The following is a 15273-nucleotide window of genomic DNA, read 5'->3' on the forward strand; positions in this document are numbered from 1 at the left end:
CGGACCCGCCGGCTGTGCAGGACGAACTCCCGCTGCAGCTCAGACGTGCACGGGCTCGAGGCTCTCCGCCACGAGGTCCCAGCCGTCGTCCGTGCGTTCGACGACCACGCCGTGCTCGCCGGCCCACCGCAGCAGGCCCGCGGTGTCGCCAACGTCGGCACCGGTCCGCGCGAGGAGCGCGGTCAACCGCCCCTTCGCCGTCTTGTTCCAGTGGTTGAGCGCCCGACGGCGGCCGCCCCCGTCGACGGAGACCACCCGGAGGGTGACCGCCTCGGGCACCGGTCCGAGGGCGCGGTAGCCCTCGGAACGCAGGTCGAGCACGAGGCCGGCGGCACGACGAGCGAGCGCACGGGCCGACGGACCGGGCCAGTGCCCGGCGAGCCGGAGCGCTCCGAGTCTCGAGTCGTGCGACATCCGGTACGCCGGGATGTGGTCGCCGGCACCGATCGGGCCGAACATCGCGGACTGGACCACGACGTGGTCCGACCACCAGCGTCGCGTCGTGTCGTCCGCACCGGGTGCGTCGAGCGGATCGTAGAGCACGCCGGTGTACCGCTCGATCGCCGGCAGTGTCGGTGCCGTGTCGAGCTCCAGGTTCCGGAGGCGTTCCGACACGGACCTCGGGCCGAGCTTCAGGGCCGTCCGTGCGGTGGACTCCTCGGAACTGACGGAGCGGGCCGCGGTGATCACCGCGGCCCGCTCGTCGGACAGTTCCGGGAAGGACAGCGCACCCAGGTCGAGGGTGCGTGCCGCGTCCCCGCCCTCCCGCTTCGTCTCGGACGGCGGGAGGAGGACGGTCAGTCCGGTCAGGACGCCAGCGCGGCCTGCCGCGCCACGATCGTGACCGTGTCGTGCTCGACCGACAGGAAGCCGTCCTCGGCGTCCGCCGTCACCGTCGAGCCGTCGGCCCGGGTGATGCGGACCTGGCCCTGCGCGAGGGTGGCGAGCAGCGGCTCGTGCCCCGCGAGGATGCCGATCTGGCCCTCCGTCGTCCGTGCGACGACCATGGTGGCGTCGCCCGTCCAGACCTCACGGTCCGCCGAGACGACGCTCACGGTGAGTGCCGCCATGTCAGCGGTTCTCCTTCTGGATCTGCGCCCACTTCTCTTCGACGTCGTTGATGCCACCGACGTTGAAGAAGGCCTGCGTGGCCACGTGGTCGAACTCGCCGTCGGCGATCGCGCGGAAGGACTCGATCGTGTCCTTGAGCGGGACCGTCGAACCCTCGACACCCGTGAACTTCTTGGCCATGTACGTGTTCTGCGAGAGGAACTGCTGGATGCGACGAGCGCGCTCGACCGTGATCTTGTCCTCTTCGGAGAGCTCGTCGACACCGAGGATCGCGATGATCTCCTGCAGCTCCTTGTTCTTCTGCAGGATCTGCTTGACGCGCGTCGCGGTCTCGTAGTGGTCGGCGCCCAGGTACCGGGGGTCCATGATCCGCGACGTGGAGGTCAGCGGGTCGATGGCCGGGTACAGACCCTGCGACGCGATCTCACGGGAGAGCTCGGTCGTGGCGTCGAGGTGCGCGAACGTCGTCGCCGGCGCCGGGTCGGTGTAGTCGTCGGCGGGGACGTAGATCGCCTGCAGCGAGGTGATCGAGTGACCACGCGTCGAGGTGATGCGCTCCTGGAGCACACCCATCTCGTCGGCGAGGTTCGGCTGGTAGCCCACCGCGGACGGCATGCGACCGAGCAGCGTGGAGACCTCGGAACCGGCCTGCGTGAAGCGGAAGATGTTGTCGATGAAGAGGAGCACGTCCTGCTTCTGGACGTCGCGGAAGTACTCCGCCATCGTCAGCGCCGACAGGGCCACGCGCAGACGCGTTCCCGGCGGCTCGTCCATCTGGCCGAACACCAGGGCGGTCTTGTCGAAGACACCCGCCTCTTCCATCTCGCCGATGAGGTCGTTGCCCTCACGGGTGCGCTCGCCGACACCGGCGAACACCGACACACCGCCGTGGTCCTGCGCGACGCGCTGGATCATCTCCTGGATGAGGACCGTCTTGCCGACGCCCGCACCGCCGAAGAGGCCGATCTTGCCACCCTGCACGTACGGGGTGAGGAGGTCGATCGACTTGATGCCGGTCTCGAACATGGTGGTCTTCGACTCGAGCTGGTCGAAGGCCGGCGCCTTGCGGTGGATCGGCCAGCGCTCGGTGATCTCGAGCTTCTCGTCGGTGTTCAGCACGTTGCCGAGCACGTCGAAGACCTTGCCCTTGGTGACGTCGCCGACGGGGACCGAGATCGGAGCGCCCGAGTCACGGACCTCCTGACCGCGGACGAGACCGTCGGTCGGCTTCAGCGAGATCGCGCGGACCAGGTCGTCGCCCAGGTGCTGCGCGACCTCGAGGCCGATCTCCTGCGACGACTCACCGATGGTGACGGTCGTGTACAGCAGGCTGTAGATGTCGGGGATGGCGTCGTGCGGGAACTCGATGTCGACGACGGGACCCGTGACACGGGCGATCCGTCCGACACCGGGCGCCGACGACGTCTCGACCGCGGTGGTGGCGGTGTCGGTCATGGCGTGTGCCTTCCTGAGGGGTGGTGTCTGTCCGCGGGCGTCCGCGGACTACTTCTTCTTCGACGAGAGGGCGTCGGCGCCGCCGACGATCTCGGAGATCTGCTGGGTGATCTCGGCCTGACGCGCGTTGTTCGCGAGCCGGGTGAACTCGTTGATGAGCGAGTCGGCGTTGTCGCTCGCGGACTTCATCGCCTTCTGGCGGGCGGCGTGCTCGGAGGCAGCCGACTGCAGCATGGCGTTGAAGATGCGGCTCTCGATGTACACCGGGAGCAGCGCGTCGAGGACGGCGTCGGCGTCGGGCTCGAACTCGTACAGCGGCAGGGGCTCGCCGTCGGACGGCTCCTCCACGCCCTCGACGACCTCGAGCGGGAGCAGGCGCACGACCTGCGGCTCCTGGGTCGCCAGGCTGACGAACCGGTTGAAGACGATGTGGATCTCGTCCACGCCGCCCTCGGCCGTGTCCTGGAGGAACTTCGACACGACCGCGTCGCCGATCTCCTTCGCGGTCGAGAACTCCGGCTGGTCGGTCCCACCGATCCACTGCCGCTCGGACGGACGCTCGCGGAATGCGAAGTACCCGACCGACTTGCGGCCGACGAGGTAGAACACGACCTCCTTGCCCTCGCTGCGGAGCAGGGAGGCGAGCTCCTCGCCCTGCTTGAGGACGTTGGTGCTGAACGCGCCGTTCAGGCCGCGGTCGGACGTGAACAGGACGACCGCGGCACGCGTCGACGACTCGGGCTCCGTGGTCAGCACGTGGTCGACGTTCGAGAACGTCGCCACGGCCGACACGGCCCGCGTCACGGCCCGCGAGTACGGGCCGGACGCGGCCATGCGGGCCTGCGCCTTCTGGATCCGCGACGCCGAGATCAGCTCCATCGCGCGAGTGACCTTCTTCGTGGTCTTCGCCGACTTGATGCGCTGTCGGTAGACCCGGACCTGTGCTGCCATCTAGCGACGACCCTTGACGATCTGCTCCTGGTCGACGTCCTCGGCGTCCGCCGCGTCGAACTGCTCCGAGCCGAGCGTCTTGCCGTCGCTCGTCTGGAAGCCCTTCGTGAACGCGTCGATCTCGCGGTCCATCGCGGCGACGGTCTCGTCGCTGAGCTGGTTCGTCTCGCGGAGCGTGGTGAGCACGTCGGAGTTGCGACGCAGGTGCTCGAGCAGCTCGGCCTCGAAGCGGAGCACGTCCGGCACGGGGACCTCGTCGAGCTTGCCGTTCGTACCGGCCCAGATCGAGACGACCTGCTCCTCGACCGGGTACGGCGAGTACTGCGGCTGCTTGAGGAGCTCGGTCAGGCGGGCACCACGGTCGAGCTGACGACGCGACGCCTGGTCGAGGTCGGACGCGAACATCGCGAACGCCTCGAGCGAGCGGTACTGCGCGAGTTCGAGCTTGAGCGTGCCGGAGACCTTCTTGATCGACTTCACCTGTGCGTCACCACCGACACGGGACACCGAGATGCCCACGTCGACGGCCGGACGCTGGTTCGCGTTGAACAGGTCCGACTGCAGGAAGATCTGGCCGTCGGTGATCGAGATCACGTTGGTCGGGATGTAGGCCGAGACGTCGTTCGCCTTGGTCTCGATGATCGGGAGACCCGTCATCGAACCGGCGCCCAGGTCGTCGGACAGCTTCGCGCAACGCTCCAGCAGACGGGAGTGCAGGTAGAAGACGTCACCCGGGTAGGCCTCGCGGCCCGGCGGACGACGCAGGAGGAGCGACACCGCACGGTAGGCCTCGGCCTGCTTCGACAGGTCGTCGAAGATGATCAGGACGTGCTTGCCGCCGTACATCCAGTGCTGGCCGATGGCCGAGCCGGTGTAGGGGGCGAGGTACTTGAAGCCGGCCGGGTCGGAGGCCGGGGCGGCGACGATGGTGGTGTACTCCATCGCGCCGGCGTCCTCGAGCGCACCCTTGACGGAGGCGATCGTGGAGCCCTTCTGGCCGATGGCGACGTAGATGCAGCGGACCTGCTTGTCCTCGTCGCCCGACTCCCAGTTGGCCTTCTGGTTGATGATCGTGTCGATCGCGATGGCCGTCTTGCCGGTCTGGCGGTCGCCGATGATCAGCTGGCGCTGACCACGGCCGACGGGGATCATCGCGTCGATGGCCTTGATGCCGGTCTGGAGCGGCTCGTGGACCGACTTGCGGGACATGACGCCCGGCGCCTGGAGCTCGAGGGCACGACGACCCTCGGCCTGGATCTCGCCGAGACCGTCGATCGGGTTGCCGAGCGGGTCGACGACGCGACCGAGGAAGCCGTCGCCGACGGGGGCGGAGAGGACCTCGCCGGTGCGGGTGACCTCCTGGCCCTCTTCGATGCCGCCGAACTCGCCGAGCACGATGGCGCCGATCTCGTCCTCGTCGAGGTTCTGCGCGAGACCGAGGGTCCCGTCCTCGAAGCGGATGAGCTCGTTCGCCATGACGCCGGGGAGGCCCTCGACGTGTGCGATGCCGTCACCGGCGTCGGTGACGTGCCCGACCTCGGCCGTGGAGGCCTTCGTCGGCTCGTAGTTCGAGACGAAGTCCTTCAGGGCATCACGGATCTCATCGGGGCTGATGGTGATGTCTGCCATGGGATTTTCCTTGTTGGTTTCCGGGGCCCTTCGGCTCCGAGAGGGTGATGCTGCCCCGGTGAGGGACAGTTCCCGTTGTGGACTTGGAGGAGTCGGCTTCGACCGTACGCTCAGCCGGCGAGCTGGAGCCGGAGCTCCGACAGGCGCGTGGACACCGTGCCGTCGATGACGTCGCCACCGACCTGCACGCGGACCCCGCCGACGACCGCGGGGTCGACGACCTGGTTCACGCTGACGTCCTTGCCGTAGCGCTCCGCGATGCCGCGGGCGACGCGGGCCGCCTGGCCGTCGGAGAGCGGGGAGGCCGTGATGACCGTCGCGACGACCTTGCCGGCCTGGTCGGCCACGATGCGTGAGGCGTCGCGGACGATCTCACCGATGCGGCGGCCACGGGGCTGCTGCACGAGGTGCTCCAGGATCGCGGTGGTCTGCGGCGAGACCTTGGCCCCGACGAGCCGCTGGACGAGCGCACCCTTCTCCGACGGGCTGCCGAGCTTGGTGCCCAGCGCCAGCTCGAGCGCGGCGTCCGAACGGACGGCCGTCTCGAAGGAGAACAGTTCGGCCTCGATCGACGTCTCCGCCGACGCGGTCCGGGCGACGGCACGGATGCCGGCGTCCTCGATGCCGGCGAGCAGGTCCTGCTGCGAGGACCAGCGCGAGCCGGCCACCGCGGTCAGGACCGCACGCGTGGCGTCGGACTGGCCGCCGAAGACCCGGCCGATGACCGACTTCTTGCCGACGACGTCCGCCGTCGGGTCGGCCAGCAGACCGAGCAGCTGGGGCGCCCCGGCGATCGCACGCCCTGCGGCGAGGATCTCGACACCCGTGTCGAGCTGGACGGCGTCACCGAGGTCGGTGAGCACCGCCCGCGTCGACGCGAGCGCTTCCCTGGTGGCGCTGCGCATGCTCAGCGCTCCCCGGCGGACTGGCCCTGCGACGCCTCGAGGTCGGCGAGGAAGCGGTCCACGACCGCGGCCGACTTCTGGTCGTCCTTGAGGGACTCCCCGATCACGCCGGAGGCGAGGTCGAGGGCGAGGGTGCCCACCTCGCTCCGCAGCGACTGGAGCGCGCTCTGCCGCTCGGCCTCGATCTGCGCCTGGGCGTTGGCGGTGATGCGTGCTGCATCGGCCTGTGCCTGCTCGCGGACCTCGTTGCCGATCGCGGTGGCGTCGGCACGGGCCTGCTCACGGATGCGCGAGGCCTCGGCACGCGCGTCCGCGAGCTGCTTGTTGTACTCGTCGAGTGCAGCGGCGGCCTGCTCCTGAGCGGCCTCCGCCTTCTTGATGCCACCCTCGATGGCCTCGGTGCGCTCATCGAGCATCTTCGTGATGCGCGGCGTCACGACGCGCCACATCACGAGGAAGATGATGACGAAGGCCACCGCGGACCACACGATGTCGTACACCGGTGGGATCAGCGGATTGTGGGTCTCCTCCGCCGCGATGATGAGTGCAGTCTGCATCGAGAAGCCTTAGTTGGTGAAGATGAAGTACGTCGCGATACCGATGAAGGCCAGGGCCTCCGTGAAGGCGATACCGATGTACATGAGGGTCGTCAGACGGCCCTGGAGCTCCGGCTGGCGAGCGACGGACTCGATCGTCTTGCCGACGACGATGCCCACGCCGATGGCCGGACCGATCGCGGCGAGGCCGTAGCCAACCGTTGCGATGTTGCCGTTGATCTCCGCGAGAACGGTCGTTGCGTCCACGTGTTTTCCTTTCGAGTGCGGCCCGACGGATGTCGTGCCGTATGGGGGTCAATAGGTCAGTGCTCGTCAGCCAGCGCGAGCTGGATGTACACAGCGGTCAGCAGCATGAAGACGTACGCCTGCAGCAGCGCGACGAGGATCTCGAAGAAGCTGAACGCGATGCCGAACGCCAGGGTCCCGACACCGAAGAGCTTGAAGAGGCTCTCGGCGTCGAAGAAGAAGAACCAGGTGGCCGAGAAGAAGAGCACCAGGAGGAGGTGACCGACGACCATGTTCATGAGGAGACGCAGCGTCAGCGTCACCGGACGGAGCACGAAGGTCGAGACGAGCTCGATCGGCGTCACGATGATGTAGAGGTACCACGGAACGCCGGGCGGGAAGAGCGCGTTGCGGAGGAACGTGCCCGGGTGCTTGCGCAGACCCGCGTAGATGAACGCGACGTAGGCGACGATCGCGAGGATCATCGGCATCGCGATGCGGCTGGTACCGGCGATGTTCATGAACGGGATCAGACCCGTCAGGTTCATGAAGAGCACACCGAAGAAGATGGTGGCGAGGAGCGGCAGGAAGCGCTTGCCGTCCTTCTCACCGAGGTTGTCGAAGGTGTTGCGACGGACGACGTCGAACGCGTACTCGATGAACGCCTGTCCGCGGTTCGGGACCAGCTTCAGCGCGCGCGTCCCGACGAACGCGAAGACGAGCAGCACGGCCACCGCGAACAGGCGGATGAGGACGATGCGGTCCATCTCGATCGGGGTCCCGGCGAAGAAGATCGGGTCCGGGAAGAACTCGTTGATCGACGGACCATGGAATTCGGCGGCCTTGCTGCTCCCCGCCGCCACGGTGTTGGCCGCGGCGGTGAGGGACAGGGGAAGAGCGTGGGATAGCAGCGCTGTCTCCTGTGTCGGCGCGCGCACACACGGCACGCGATGGTGGACTTTGTGGAGGCTCGTCCGCTCCGAGCGAGGCTCCGGACGCGGACATCGGGAAGCCTATCAGGTGCGAGAGGCTTCTCGGGCTCTCAGGGGCGTGGGGTGTCGTTCCCAGGATCGACGGTGTCGCCCGGCAGGCGCACGGCGATCGGGATGCGGGCCTTGGCGACCGCGACGACGTCGATCACGAGCGACCCGACGACACCGACGATGATGACGACGGCGAGGACCGGGAAGTCCACCCACGCACGGTCGCGCAGCGCGATCAGGACCACGAGGAAGAGCACGAACTTCAGGAACCAGGTGCCCATCACGATGCCGAAGAAGGCACCGGAGATCATCTGCCCCTTCGACACCCGCAGCGCCACCAGCACCGACACCGCGGTGAGCCCGAGGAACACCACGCTCAGCACGGCGCCGAGCAGGCCCCCGACGAGTCCGGGCGTCCCGGCGACCACGAGGCCCACGATTCCCCCCACGACGGCGAGGCCGACGGCGAGGAGGGCCGCCCAGGTGAGGATCCGGCGGAACACCGGCCGGACGTGGTCGAGGGCGTTCGGTGCGGTCACGATGGGTCTCCAGGGATCGATCGGTCGTTGGCGGCCCGGTCGAGCGGGTCGAGGCTGGCGTCGACGACGGTGTTCGAGCGGGTGGCGGCCTGCGCGGCGAACTCGGCGCGCTTCCGGCCGAGCGGGGCGAAGGTGGCGACGGCGCAGACGGCGAAGCCCACGGCGACGACGGTGACCACCCAGTACCACTCGACGAACAGGAACAACAGGCACCCCACGGCGACGGTGGCCGTCCACGCGTAGAAGATCAGCACGGCGTGGAAGTGCGAGTGCCCCATGTCGAGCAGGCGGTGGTGCAGGTGCTTCCGGTCGGCCGAGAACGGCGACTTGCCCGCGCTCAGCCGGCGCGTTACGGCGAGCCCGAAGTCGAGGATCGGCACGATCAGGATCGCGAACGGCAGCAGGATCGGGATGAACGCGGGCAGCAGGGCCTGGCGGGTCGAGATGACCGCGGGGTCGATGTTGCCCGTCACCGAGACCGCGCTCGTGGCCATCAGGAAGCCGACGAGCAGTGCGCCGGCGTCGCCCATGAAGAGCTTCGCGGGGTGCCAGTTGAGCACGAGGAACCCGCAGCACGCCCCGACGAGGACCGCCGTCAGCAGGGACGGCAGGTTGAAGAAGAACTCGGTCTGCACGACCACGCGGTTGATGAAGAACGTGTAGAGGAAGAACACCCCGCCGGCGATGATCGCGACGCCGGCGACGAGTCCGTCGAGCCCGTCGATGAAGTTCACCGCGTTCATCACGAGCACGACGGCGAGCACCGTGAAGATCAGGCTCATGTACGACGAGCCGACGCCCAGGGTGTTGCCGATCGGCAGCGACACGATCGCGACGCCCTGCCAGGCCAGGATGCCCGCCGCGATGATCTGCCCGGCGAGCTTCGTCATCCAGTCGAGGTCCCAGATGTCGTCGGCGACGCCGAGCACCACGATGATCGTGGCACCCGCGAGGACCGCGATCACCCGCCCCGGCTCCGAGAAGACCAGCCGGAAGTAGTCGGTCCCCGCGATCGACGGGAAGAGGAACCACGCGGCCAGCAGCGACACGATCACGCCGATGTACATCGCGATCCCGCCGAGCCGCGGAGTGGGCGTGCGGTGCACGTCCCGCTCGCGGACCTTCGGGTACCAGCCGTAGCGCAGGCCGAGCTTCCACACGGCCCAGCTGCAGACGAAGCTCACCACGGCGGCGATGGCACCGGCGAGCAGGTAGTACTTCACGTGACGAGGTCGGCTCCGACGACCCGGACGATGTCCTCGTCGGCGATCACCCCGTGCCGGACGATCGTCAGCTTCCCGCCGGTCGACAGGCCGGTCGCGTCGACGATCGTGGACCCGGTCGACGCGGCGAAGCCGTCGTGCACCGCGAGCGGGCCACCGTCCAGGTACACCGACACACCGTCGCCGAGCATCGACTCGGCCTGGTCGACGTCCATCGCGGCCGGGTCCCCGGTCGAGTTCGCGGAGGACACCGCGAGCGGTCCGACCTCCTGCAGCAGCTCGAGCGCGATGCGCGAGTCGGGCATGCGGAGCGCGACGGTGCCGCGGGTCTCCCCCAGGTCCCAGTCCAGCGAGGGCTGGGCGCGCAGGATCACGGTCAGACCGCCGGGCCAGAACTCGTCGACGAGGTCACGGACCTGCTGCGGTATCTCGGTCGCGAGCGCCTCGAGCGTCGGCGGGCCGGGGATCAGCACCGGCGGCGGTGACTGACGGGTACGGCCCTTCGCGTCGAGCAGGCGCTGGACGGCGGTCGCGCTGAAGGCGTCCGCGGCGACGCCGTAGACGGTGTCGGTGGGGACGACGACGAGTTCCCCCCGTCCGAGCGCGGCACGTGCGAGCCGCATCCCGGTCAGGAGCCCGTCGGGGTCGGTGCAGTCGTATCGGGAGGCCATGACTCGACGATGATAGTGCGACACAATGGACGGCATCGTGAACGAGACGCCCGCGCCCCGACTCCTGTTCCTCTTCGACATGGACGAGGTGCTCGTCCGCTACGACTGGCGGGTGCGGATGGCGGCCCTCGCCGAGTACACCGGGCACACCTTCGAGGAGCTCCGCCGACGTTGGTGGGACTGCGGCGACGAGGCCCGCGCCGAGGCCGGGCACTTCCCGGACGGCGACGCCTACCTGGCGGCGTTCACCGCGGCGATGGGGTGCGACGTCCCCGAGTCCGACTGGGCCCGGATCCGCGGTGCCGCGATGACCGAGCTGCCCGACCGCATCGAGGCGGTCCGGATCGCCGCCGACCACGGCCGGGTCGGCCTGCTCACGAACAACGGCCCGCTCGCCGGCCGGTGGATCGGTCGGTGGGCGCCATCGCTGCCACCGCTCTTCGGCGAGCACCTCGACACGACGAGCAACTTCGGTGCGCGGAAGCCAGAGCCCGAGGTCTTCGCGCGCGCGCTCACGCACCACGGCGTCCCCGCCGAGCGCACGTTCTTCGCCGACGACATGCCGGTGAACGTCGAGGCGGCCCGGTCGGTGGGCATCCACGCCGTCCTGGTCGAGGAGCACACCGACCTGCGCGAGGCGGTCCGCGCCTTCGTCGCGGCCCAGCAGACCGCCGCCGCGCCCGTCGCCTGAACGGACCCTCCTCGAGGAACGGAGCGGCCGGGAGGCTCGGGGCGACGCTGCCTAACGGGTCGCGGTGGTCGTGCGGTCGCGTCCCGTCAGGTCGACGTGCGTCTCAGGGGACCGGAACCCCCGCCGCGCGAGCACGCCGCGCACGCCCGCTCCCTGCTGCTCGGCGTGCTCGATCACGAGCAGGCCTCCCGGTACGAGGAGCCGCCAGGCGGTCTCGGTCAGCGCCCGGACGGCGTCGAGGCCGTCGGCTCCCCCGTACAGCGCGAGCGCCGGGTCGTGGTCGCGGACCTCCGGGTCGACCGGCACCATGTCGTCGGGCACGTACGGCGGGTTCGACACAACCACGGACACCGTGCCGTCGAGCTCCGGCAGCGCGTCGGCGAGGTCGCCCTCGACGAGTCGGACCGTCCCGCCGTGCGCGTCGACGTTGCGCCGCGTCCAGGGCAGCGCCTCGGGCGACCGCTCCACCGCGTACACGACGGCGTTCGGCACCTCGGTGTCCATCGCGATCGCGATCGCCCCGCTGCCGGAGCCCAGGTCGACCGCGACGGGCGCCGGTACCGCGGTCGCCCGCAGCGCGTCGATGCCGAACTGCACGACGCCCTCGGTCTCCGGACGCGGTACGAAGACGCCCCGCCCGACCGACAGGGTCAGCGCGCGGAAGTGGGCCTCGCCCGTGATGTGCTGGAGCGGCTCCCGGGTGGTCCGGCGGGCTACCGCGTGACGGAAGCGCTCGACGTGCTCCGGCGCGATCGCTCCCCCGGTCAGTGCGCGGGCCTGCACGGCGCCGCGCGAGGTGTCCGTCGCCCAGGCGAGCAGCAGCTCGGCGTCCACCTGCGGGGTCGGGACGCCGGCTGCGTCGAACGCCGCGGCCGCCTCGCGCAGGAGGCGGTCCGCGCCGAACGGTGTGGACGCAGCCGTGACGGGCGTGTCGGGGGTGATCCGTGCCTCCAGGGCTACGCGTCCTGGTCGCCGATGGCGGCCAGTCGTGCTTCTTCGTCCGCCTGGACGGCGGACTGGACGACGGGTTCGAGCGCACCGTTCATCACGCGGTCCAGGTCGTACGCCTTGTACCCGGTGCGGTGGTCCGCGATGCGGTTCTCCGGGAAGTTGTACGTTCGGATGCGCTCCGAGCGGTCCATGCCGCGGATCTGCGACTTGCGCGCGTCCGAGGCGATCGCGTCGAGCTCCTCCTGCTGCTTCGCGAGGATGCGGGCACGCAGGACGCGCATCGCCGCCTCGCGGTTCTGCAGCTGCGACTTCTCGTTCTGCATCGCCACCGTGATGCCCGTGGGCAAGTGGGTGATGCGGACCGCGGAGTCCGTCGTGTTGACGGACTGCCCGCCGGGGCCGGACGACCGGTAGACGTCGATCTTGAGGTCGTTCTGGTTGATCGCGACCTCCTCCGGCTCGTCGACCTCGGGGAAGACGAGCACGCCGGTGGTCGACGTGTGAATCCGGCCCTGCGACTCGGTGGCCGGCACGCGCTGCACGCGGTGCACGCCGCCCTCGTACTTCAGGTGCGCCCAGACACCCTGCGACGGGTCGGTCGTGTTCGACTTGATCGCGACCTGGACGTCCTTGTAGCCGCCCAGGTCGGACTCGGTCCGCTCGAGCAGTTCGACCTTCCAGCCCTTCGACTCGGCGTAGTGCGAGTACATGCGCAGCAGGTCCGCCGCGAACAGCGCCGACTCCTCGCCGCCCTCGCCGCCCTTGATCTCCATGATGACGTCACGGCCGTCGTCCGGGTCGCGCGGGATGAGCAGCCGACGGAGGCGCTCCTGGCGCTCCGACAGCTGCCCCTCGAGCGCGGGGACCTCGTCGGCGAACGACTCGTCCTCGCGGGCGAGTTCCTGGGCGGCGGCGAGGTCCTCCCCCGCCGCCTGCCAGGACTCGTACGCTGCCTTGATCTGGCTGAGCTCGGCGTACCGCCGGTTCACCTTCTTGGCTCGGGCCGCATCGGCGTGGAGCGCGGGGTCCGACAGCTGCTGTGTCAGGTCCTCGTGTTCCGCCAGCAGCCCTGCTACCGACTCGAACACGCGTTACTCCTGGTGGCCGTCGTGGCGACCGCCGGTCGTGGGGACCGACTTCTGCACCTGGACCAGGAACTCGACGTTCGACTGCGTCTCCTTGAGGTTGCGGAGGACGACGTCGAGTGCCTGCTGCGGGTCGAGACCCGCGAGGGCACGGCGCAGGCGCCACGTGATCTTGACCTCGTCGGCGGAGAGCAGCTGCTCCTCGCGACGCGTCCCGGAGGCGTTGATGTCGACGGCCGGGAAGATCCGCTTGTCGGCGAGGTGCCGGTTGAGGCGGAGCTCCATGTTGCCGGTGCCCTTGAACTCCTCGAAGATGACCTCGTCCATCTTGGAGCCGGTCTCGACGAGCGCGGTCGCGAGGATGGTCAGCGAACCGCCGTCCTCGATGTTGCGCGCGGCGCCGAAGAAGCGCTTCGGCGGGTACAGCGCGGCCGAGTCGACACCGCCGGAGAGCACGCGGCCCGAGGCCGGCGTCGCCAGGTTGTAGGCGCGACCGAGGCGGGTGATCGAGTCGAGGAGCACGACGACGTCGTGGCCCAGCTCGACCAGGCGCTTCGCACGCTCGATGGCGAGCTCGGCGACGGTGGTGTGGTCCTCCGCCGGACGGTCGAAGGTCGAGGCGATGACCTCGCCCTTCACCGAGCGCTGCATGTCGGTGACCTCTTCGGGCCGCTCGTCCACGAGCACGACCATGAGGTGCGCCTCGGGGTTGTTCTTGGCGATCGCGTTGGCGATGGCCTGCAGCACGACGGTCTTGCCGGCCTTCGGCGGCGAGACGATCAGACCGCGCTGGCCCTTGCCGATCGGCGCGACGAGGTCGATGATCCGCGTGCTGAGCTTCGCCGGCTCGGTCTCGAGGCGCAGGCGCTCGTTCGGGTACAGCGGGGTCAGGTCGTGGAACTCGACGCGGGCCGCGGCCTCGTCGGCGGTCTGGCCGTTGACCGAGTCCACCTTGACGAGCGCGTTGTACTTCTGGCGTGCCTGCTGCTCGTTGTCGCGCGGCTGCTTGATCGCGCCGACGATCGCGTCGCCCTTGCGCAGGTGGTACTTCTTCACCTGGCCGAGGGACACGTAGACGTCGCTCGGCCCCGGCAGGTAGCCGGTCGTGCGGACGAAGGCGTAGTTGTCGAGGACATCGAGGATGCCCGCGATCGGGATGAGGACGTCGTCCTCGGTGATCTCCGGCTCGAACTCGTCGTTCTGGCCACTGCGGCCGCGCTTCCGGTCACGCTGCCGACGACCGCGACCGGCCTCGGCCTCGTCGCCGTGCTGGCCGTTCTGCTGCTGGCCGTTCTGCTTCTGCTGGCCGTTCTGCTGCTGGCCGTTCTGCTTCTGCTGGCCGTTCTGCTGCCGGTCGTCCTGCTTGGCGTCGCCGGACTTCAGCTCGTCCGGCTTACCGCCCTGCTTCTGCTGCTGACCGTTCTGCTGGTCGCCGTTCTGCTGGCCGCCGTTCTGCTGCTCGGTGCCCTCGGCGTTCTGCCCGCGACCGCGGCCACGACCACGGCTGCGACGGCCGCGACGCGACCCGCCCTCGCCCTGCTGGTCCGCCTGGTCGTCCTGCTCCGGAGCGGACGTCGGCTGCTCGGCCGCGCCGCCCTGCGTCGCCTGACCGGCGTCCTGCTGCGCCGCGTCCTGCTGGGACTGCTGCGCCGTGTCCTGACCACCGCGGCGGCCGCGACGGCGACCGGACTGCGCGGCCTCCTCGGCGTCCTTCTCGGCGCGGACCTGGTCGAGACCCGCGAGCAGGTCCTCGGTACCGGTGTGCCCGTGGTTGGTGTGCTCGGCGGCCGAGGTCGGCGCGGCGTTCACGGTGCCGGCCGAGGAGGCGCGGCGCGAGCGACGACCGCGGGGCTCGGCTGCGGGCTGCTCGCCCGTCTGGTCGCCGGGCTGCTCGGCAGCGGCCTGCTGCGGCTCGGCGTCGGCCTGCTGCTGCCGGGGTTCCTGAGCGGCGGGCGAGGACTCCGGGGTCGCCAGCGTCGGCTGCTCGGCGACCGGCGTCTGCTCGGTCGGCGCGGACTGCTCGGCGGCGGGAGCCTCGGCAGCCGCGTCGTCCGCGACGGGGCGCTTGTCCTCGATCGAGGCGATGAGGTCGCCCTTGCGGAGCTTCGAGAGCCCGGTGATGCCGAGCGAGGACGCGATGCGCTGCAGTTCCGGCAGGCGGAGTGCGCGCAGGTCGCTGGGGATCTCCACCGGGGTGGAGTCGTTGACGTTCGTCAAGGTCGGTGTTTCCTTTCGAACCGCAGAACGCGGAGAGTTTCCACCGTCCCGGCGCATGGGTGCGCTACGACCGCCGTTCAGACGACGGACCGGGATTCGGTGATCTGAAAGAGAGTGCCC

General features: G+C 69.6%; 16 protein-coding genes. 1 reads left to right on the top strand and 15 read right to left on the bottom strand.

What is annotated here, in order from left to right:
* Positions 1-39: 39 nt before the first annotated feature.
* The 12 genes from LCG91_RS08905 to LCG91_RS08960 all read right to left on the bottom strand — a co-directional run bounded on the left by LCG91_RS08905 (position 40) and on the right by LCG91_RS08960 (position 10209).
* Complete coding sequence (locus LCG91_RS08905) at positions 40-810, bottom strand: YaaA family protein (RefSeq protein WP_318010460.1); 771 nt, start codon at positions 808-810, stop codon at positions 40-42.
* Positions 807-1070, bottom strand: a complete 264-nt coding sequence (locus LCG91_RS08910) for a F0F1 ATP synthase subunit epsilon (RefSeq protein ID WP_058729238.1) — start codon at positions 1068-1070, stop codon at positions 807-809. The genes LCG91_RS08905 and LCG91_RS08910 overlap by 4 nt, the downstream gene beginning before the upstream one ends.
* A 1-nt stretch (position 1071) precedes the next feature.
* A complete protein-coding gene (gene atpD / locus LCG91_RS08915; protein WP_058729237.1) occupies positions 1072-2526 on the bottom strand; it encodes a F0F1 ATP synthase subunit beta in 1455 nt (484 codons plus the stop codon).
* 48 nt (positions 2527-2574) lie between these two features.
* On the bottom strand, positions 2575-3477 hold the full coding sequence (locus tag LCG91_RS08920) for a F0F1 ATP synthase subunit gamma (protein WP_058729236.1): 903 nt from the start codon (positions 3475-3477) through the stop codon (positions 2575-2577).
* On the bottom strand, positions 3478-5106 hold the full coding sequence (atpA, locus tag LCG91_RS08925) for a F0F1 ATP synthase subunit alpha (protein ID WP_058729235.1): 1629 nt from the start codon (positions 5104-5106) through the stop codon (positions 3478-3480).
* Between the two features lie 110 nt (positions 5107-5216).
* On the bottom strand, positions 5217-6011 hold the full coding sequence (locus tag LCG91_RS08930) for a F0F1 ATP synthase subunit delta (RefSeq protein WP_224441158.1): 795 nt from the start codon (positions 6009-6011) through the stop codon (positions 5217-5219).
* A gap of 2 nt (positions 6012-6013) precedes the next feature.
* Positions 6014-6568: a F0F1 ATP synthase subunit B gene (locus tag LCG91_RS08935; RefSeq protein WP_058729233.1), complete on the bottom strand. Its 555-nt coding sequence runs from the start codon at positions 6566-6568 to the stop codon at positions 6014-6016.
* A gap of 9 nt (positions 6569-6577) precedes the next feature.
* Positions 6578-6814 (bottom strand): ATP synthase F0 subunit C, encoded by a 237-nt coding sequence (atpE, locus tag LCG91_RS08940; RefSeq protein ID WP_027465781.1) that lies wholly within the window; start codon positions 6812-6814, stop codon positions 6578-6580.
* A 56-nt stretch (positions 6815-6870) separates the two neighbouring features.
* A complete protein-coding gene (atpB, locus tag LCG91_RS08945; protein ID WP_111226179.1) occupies positions 6871-7656 on the bottom strand; it encodes a F0F1 ATP synthase subunit A in 786 nt (261 codons plus the stop codon).
* A 179-nt stretch (positions 7657-7835) separates the two neighbouring features.
* Positions 7836-8315 (bottom strand): hypothetical protein, encoded by a 480-nt coding sequence (locus LCG91_RS08950; RefSeq protein ID WP_224441159.1) that lies wholly within the window; start codon positions 8313-8315, stop codon positions 7836-7838.
* Positions 8312-9538, bottom strand: a complete 1227-nt coding sequence (locus tag LCG91_RS08955; protein WP_058749855.1) for an MraY family glycosyltransferase — start codon at positions 9536-9538, stop codon at positions 8312-8314. Before LCG91_RS08955 ends, LCG91_RS08950 begins: the two co-directional genes overlap by 4 nt.
* Complete coding sequence (locus tag LCG91_RS08960) at positions 9535-10209, bottom strand: L-threonylcarbamoyladenylate synthase (protein WP_058729230.1); 675 nt, start codon at positions 10207-10209, stop codon at positions 9535-9537. The genes LCG91_RS08955 and LCG91_RS08960 overlap by 4 nt, the downstream gene beginning before the upstream one ends.
* A 37-nt stretch (positions 10210-10246) precedes the next feature.
* Between LCG91_RS08960 and LCG91_RS08965 the strand changes: the two genes are divergently transcribed.
* The gene (locus LCG91_RS08965) at positions 10247-10900 is read left to right on the top strand and encodes an HAD-IA family hydrolase (RefSeq protein ID WP_224441160.1); all 654 of its coding nucleotides are present in this window, start codon (positions 10247-10249) and stop codon (positions 10898-10900) included.
* 51 nt (positions 10901-10951) lie between these two features.
* On the opposite strand, the gene prmC is transcribed toward LCG91_RS08965, so the two are convergent.
* Genes prmC through rho form a run of 3 tightly spaced genes read right to left on the bottom strand, consistent with a single transcriptional unit; the run spans position 10952 to position 15210 of the window.
* Positions 10952-11842, bottom strand: a complete 891-nt coding sequence (gene prmC / locus LCG91_RS08970; RefSeq protein ID WP_411955838.1) for a peptide chain release factor N(5)-glutamine methyltransferase — start codon at positions 11840-11842, stop codon at positions 10952-10954.
* A gap of 14 nt (positions 11843-11856) precedes the next feature.
* Positions 11857-12939: a peptide chain release factor 1 gene (gene prfA / locus LCG91_RS08975; protein WP_224441161.1), complete on the bottom strand. Its 1083-nt coding sequence runs from the start codon at positions 12937-12939 to the stop codon at positions 11857-11859.
* A 3-nt stretch (positions 12940-12942) separates the two neighbouring features.
* On the bottom strand, positions 12943-15210 hold the full coding sequence (rho, locus tag LCG91_RS08980) for a transcription termination factor Rho (RefSeq protein ID WP_411955801.1): 2268 nt from the start codon (positions 15208-15210) through the stop codon (positions 12943-12945).
* Between the last annotated feature and the right edge of the window lie 63 nt (positions 15211-15273).

Origin of the sequence: Curtobacterium sp. TXMA1 (assembly GCF_020162095.1) — a bacterium.
Classification (GTDB): domain Bacteria; phylum Actinomycetota; class Actinomycetes; order Actinomycetales; family Microbacteriaceae; genus Curtobacterium.

Bases quoted from the DNA above. Each gene is read 5' to 3' on its own strand.
- rho (WP_411955801.1), bottom strand. From the start codon at position 15,210: ATGCGCCGGGACGGTGGAAACTCTCCGCGTTCTGCGGTTCGAAAGGAA.
- LCG91_RS08910 (WP_058729238.1), bottom strand. From the start codon at position 1,070: ATGGCGGCACTCACCGTGAGCGTCGTCTCGGCGGACCGTGAGGTCTGG.
- atpA (WP_058729235.1), bottom strand. From the start codon at position 5,106: ATGGCAGACATCACCATCAGCCCCGATGAGATCCGTGATGCCCTGAAG.
- LCG91_RS08920 (WP_058729236.1), bottom strand. From the start codon at position 3,477: ATGGCAGCACAGGTCCGGGTCTACCGACAGCGCATCAAGTCGGCGAAG.
- LCG91_RS08960 (WP_058729230.1), bottom strand. From the start codon at position 10,209: ATGGCCTCCCGATACGACTGCACCGACCCCGACGGGCTCCTGACCGGG.
- atpD (WP_058729237.1), bottom strand. From the start codon at position 2,526: ATGACCGACACCGCCACCACCGCGGTCGAGACGTCGTCGGCGCCCGGT.
- LCG91_RS08935 (WP_058729233.1), bottom strand. From the start codon at position 6,568: ATGCAGACTGCACTCATCATCGCGGCGGAGGAGACCCACAATCCGCTG.
- LCG91_RS08930 (WP_224441158.1), bottom strand. From the start codon at position 6,011: ATGCGCAGCGCCACCAGGGAAGCGCTCGCGTCGACGCGGGCGGTGCTC.